This window comes from Phytobacter massiliensis JC163, assembly GCF_000321045.1.
GTDB classification, from domain to species: Bacteria; Pseudomonadota; Gammaproteobacteria; order Enterobacterales; family Enterobacteriaceae; genus Phytobacter_A; species Phytobacter_A massiliensis.
On sequence record NZ_HE578945.1, the window covers coordinates 1,491,794 to 1,495,799 of the forward strand.

Genomic DNA, 4,006 nt, shown 5'->3' on the forward strand with positions numbered 1-4,006 from the left:
CAGGCTCATCACCAGACCTAATGCCAGGTAGAGCGCGCTTCCTACGGTAAACGCCTCCAGCGCGTGGGCGTTGAAGCTCTCAATCTGCCGTGTCTGGTAGGTGAGTTCGGCGAAACCGATGCCGGTCGCCAGCGAAGAGAGCTTCATCAGGTTGAGATACTGCCCGACGACAGGTTGCCAGGCGTTTTCCAGCCCCTGCGGCAGCAGCACCCAGCGAAACAGCGCCAGCGTGCTGAACCCTTGCGATTTCGCTGCCTCAACCTGCCCATGCGGCACCGCATGCAGCCCGGCCTGGATCTCCTCCACCAGAAAGGCGGCGGTAAACAGCCCCAGCGCCCAGGCCGAAGAGAGAAATTCCGGCGTAAACCACCAGACATCGCCCGGCAGAATGCTAAAGGCGTGATCGTCATTGACGTACTGGCGAAAGCCCAGCGGCAGCACATTCCAGGCGGCAAAATACCAGAACAGCAGCTGTACCAGCAGCGGCGTATTGCGAAACAGCGAGACCCAGACGGCGACAACCGCTCTGCCGCCCCTGCCGCCTGCCAGACGCAGGGCCAGTAGCAGTACGGTCATGACCGTGGCGAGCAGCACGCCCGCCACCGTTACCCAGACCGTGGTGAGAAAACCGGATAGTAACCATTGAGCGGGCTGGCCGGTCAGCACGCCCGCCCAGTCAAGATGAATCCCCATTACAGCTCCTTGCCGTCTGCATGAAGCGGGTTAAGGACTTTTTGCAGGAAGCGCCGGGCGCGCGGATGCCGGGGCGCGGTAAAAAAGTCCTCCGGTGCGGCCTGCTCCAGGATCTCTCCCCCGTCGATGAAAACAACCCTGTCGGCAATCTCACGGGCAAACTGCATCTCATGGGTCACCACAACGAGGGTAATACCGCTATGGGCCAGCGACTGCATCACCTGCAAGACCTCGCCGATCATTTCGGGATCCAGCGCCGATGTAGGCTCATCAAACAGAATGATATGCGGTTCGGCAGCCAGGGTGCGGGCAATAGCCACCCGCTGCTGCTGCCCACCGGAAAGCTGGGCAGGATAGTGCCCGGCTTTCTCTTCCAGTCCCACACGCGCCAGCAGTTGCCGGGCGATGGCCTCCGCCTCCGGGCGCGACTTACCGTGAATACGCGTTAATGCCAGCGTGATATTCTCCAGCGCGTTGAGATGGGCGTAAAGATTGAACTGCTGGAAGACGAAACCGACCTGACGGCGCAGGTCGCGCAGGGCACGACCTTTCAGCTGACTTGTAGGTTTTCCGTCAACGAAAATTTCGCCGTCGGAAAGCGTTTCCAGCTGGTTAATTAGGCGGATCAGGGTCGATTTCCCCGAACCCGACGGGCCGCAGACGGCAATCACTTCCCCGGCAGCCACCTGTAAATCAATGCCGTTCAGGACCTGATGATCGCCGTAACGCTTGCTGGCTTTGCGGAATTCTATCGTGCCTTTATGCACGGGAAATGCCTCCGTGGCCTGCGCCACGGAGGTTGAAAAGAGCGCTGACAGCATGTTACTTCGCTTCTATTTTAAAACTGCGCGGCGCCGGGGCTTTGGTCTGCGGGCCGAACCAGACATCATAGATTTTTGCGGCTTCGCCGGACGCTTCCAGCTTCACCAGTTCCTCATTTACCGCGTTTAACAGCGCGGTTTCGCCTTTGGTGACCCCTACGCCAATCTCTTCTTTCGACAGCAGGTCCGGCAGGATTTTGAATTTCGCTTTATCCGGCGCTTCAGCCAGCAGGCCAGCGAGAATGGTGCTGTCCTGGGTTATCGCCTGCACGTTGCCGTTACGCAACGCGGTGAGCGCCAGCGGAATGTCATCGTAAGAGAGCACGCGGGACTGCGGGAAACGCTGGTGCAGCGTCTGCTCGCCGGTGGTGCCTTTTACCGCGCCAATCCGCGCTTTGCTGTAGCTGTCCAGCTTGTCAGACGCCTCAGCCGGGACGAGGAATTGCTGTCCGGTCACAAAATAGGGCGTGGAGAAGTCTATGACCTGCGCGCGCTCCGGGGTAATCGTGATATCCGCGACAATTAAATCGACTTTGCCGGACTGCAACAGTGGAATACGGTTAGCAGGGTTGGTAGCAACCAGTTCCAGCTTTACGCCAAGGCTTTTTGCCAGCGCTCTGGCGAAGTCTACATCGTAGCCCACAATCTCGTGGCTCTGCGCATCGATAGCGCCAAAAGGAGGGTTGGCGTCGAAAGTGGCCACCTTCACGACGCCTGCCGCTTTAATATCGGCCAGCTTGTCGGCATGGGCGGAAAAAGAGAGCGCGCTGAGTAGCGCCAGTGCGCTTAACGCGCTGATTTTTGAAACGGTTGTGCTTGCCATGCTAATCCTTACACCCTGTTATAAGTAAAATGCAGGGCTAAAATCACACACCGGTCATCAGCCGACAAATATTAAAAAGTGAATTAATTAGCTGAAAAAGTTATTAGAAGCGCACCGGCTATAGGAATCACTTATTCTGTTATCTCTGTCAGAAGAAACAGGTTTGTCCACACGGCGGAAAAGGGCATTCGCAGCAGAAAATTTTTACCCCTGCCCCAGCACAGCCAGATACCGTCCCGGCGTCTGCCCTAACCCTTTCCTGAACATCGTAATAAATGCCGTGGTGGAGTCGTATCCCAGCGTGCGGGCAACGTTTTGCACCGGCTCGCCGCCGATCAACAGGCGGATAGCAAGGATCAGCTGGAGCTGCTGCCGCCAGCGACGAAAACTCAGTCCGGTCTCTTTGACCACCAGACGGGCCAGATTCCGTTCGCTCATGGCGAAGCGCTGCGCCCACTGTCCCAGCGTCTGCCATTCGGCGGGGGCCTGCTCCATTGTCTCTACCATCAGGCGGATTTTTGCATGCGACGACACGGGTAGCTGGAGCTGCATCTGCGGCTGGCGGGGCAGCTCATCAAACAGCACCTGAACCAGGCGCAGCGTGGCGGGCTGCTGACGCTCACGGAAACCGCGCGCCGCCAGGCTGAGGATTAACTCACGTACCAGCGCGGAGACTTTTAGGGTGCAGCATACTTCCGGCATCTGCACGCATCCCGGTTCGATAAATAAAAAGCAGAGTTGGGCTCCAGGGGTGGCGCGATTGCTGTGCGCCACGTTACCGGGCAGCCAGACGGCATGATGGGGCGGCACCATCCAGCGGGCATTTTCGACCTCACAGGTGATGGCTCCGCTCAACGCGAGGATCAGTTGCCCTTTACGGTGATGATGCTGGGGTATTTGCTGCTCGTCCGCCTCAACGGTAATACTGAACGCCAGCGCCGCCTCGCGTTCGCTATCGGGGTTGAAGCCCTCAAGTCCCAGTCCATGCATGGTGTTGTCCGAATTTAGCGATAAACTGTCATTTTAGCTTGATTTCATCATCAGCAAAACGCGCTATGGTAAGCGCCTGGTATTTATCCTGAGAATATGATGGTTACTGTGACGACTTTTCACGGCAAACAGCGGGCGCTGATGATTGCCGGGCTGTTGATGATTGCCACCACCCTGCGCGTGACTTTTACCGGCGCGGCGCCGCTGCTGGACGCCATTCGCGCCGATTACGGCTTAACCACGGCGCAAACGGGGATGCTCACTACCCTGCCGCTGCTGGCCTTTGCGCTGGTATCGCCGCTGGCGGCGTCGGTCGCCAGACGTATCGGCATGGAGCGCAGCCTGCTGGCGGCCATGCTGCTTATCTGTGCGGGTATCGCGCTCCGTTCGCTGCCGGCGGCCTGGCTGCTCTTCGTAGGGACGGCGGTCATTGGCTGCGGTATTGCGCTGGGCAACGTCCTGCTGCCGGGTATTATTAAACGCGACCACCCCGGCCACGTGGCTAAACTCACCGGCGCTTACTCGCTGACGATGGGGGCCGCCGCCGCGCTGGGCTCAGCGCTGGTTGTGCCGCTGGCGGCCAGCGGCGCAGGCTGGCACGGCGCGCTGCTGGGGCTGATGCTTTTTCCGATTATGGCGATAGTGCTCTGGCTACCGCAGCTGCGGGCGAGTAAACCCG

5 protein-coding genes are annotated in these 4,006 nt (G+C 59.0%); 1 reads left to right on the forward strand and 4 read right to left on the reverse strand.

The window, feature by feature from the left end; translation table 11 throughout:
- The 4 genes from ENTHG_RS07365 to ENTHG_RS07380 all read right to left on the reverse strand — a co-directional run.
- On the reverse strand, nucleotides 1-693 hold a 693-nt coding region (locus ENTHG_RS07365; protein ID WP_044177425.1), incomplete at its 3' end, for an amino acid ABC transporter permease.
- A complete protein-coding gene (locus ENTHG_RS07370; RefSeq protein ID WP_044177428.1) occupies nucleotides 693-1,514 on the reverse strand; it encodes an amino acid ABC transporter ATP-binding protein in 822 nt (273 codons plus the stop codon). The genes ENTHG_RS07365 and ENTHG_RS07370, both read right to left, overlap by 1 nt.
- A 1-nt stretch (nucleotide 1,515) precedes the next feature.
- Nucleotides 1,516-2,337, reverse strand: coding sequence for an ABC transporter substrate-binding protein (locus ENTHG_RS07375; protein WP_044177431.1), 822 nt, complete (start codon nucleotides 2,335-2,337; stop codon nucleotides 1,516-1,518).
- 204 nt (nucleotides 2,338-2,541) lie between these two features.
- The gene (locus ENTHG_RS07380; protein ID WP_044177434.1) at nucleotides 2,542-3,327 is read right to left on the reverse strand and encodes an AraC family transcriptional regulator; all 786 of its coding nucleotides are present in this window, start codon (nucleotides 3,325-3,327) and stop codon (nucleotides 2,542-2,544) included.
- A gap of 141 nt (nucleotides 3,328-3,468) precedes the next feature.
- Between ENTHG_RS07380 and ENTHG_RS07385 the strand changes: the two genes are divergently transcribed.
- Nucleotides 3,469-4,006, forward strand: a 538-nt coding sequence (locus tag ENTHG_RS07385; RefSeq protein ID WP_237567474.1) for an MFS transporter, incomplete at its 3' end; no start/stop codon positions are given.

Excerpts from the sequence above, each read along its gene's own strand:
- ENTHG_RS07370 (WP_044177428.1), bottom strand. The coding sequence starts at position 1,514 with ATGCTGTCAGCGCTCTTTTCAACCTCCGTGGCGCAGGCCACGGAGGCA.
- ENTHG_RS07375 (WP_044177431.1), bottom strand. The coding sequence starts at position 2,337 with ATGGCAAGCACAACCGTTTCAAAAATCAGCGCGTTAAGCGCACTGGCG.
- ENTHG_RS07380 (WP_044177434.1), bottom strand. The coding sequence starts at position 3,327 with ATGCATGGACTGGGACTTGAGGGCTTCAACCCCGATAGCGAACGCGAG.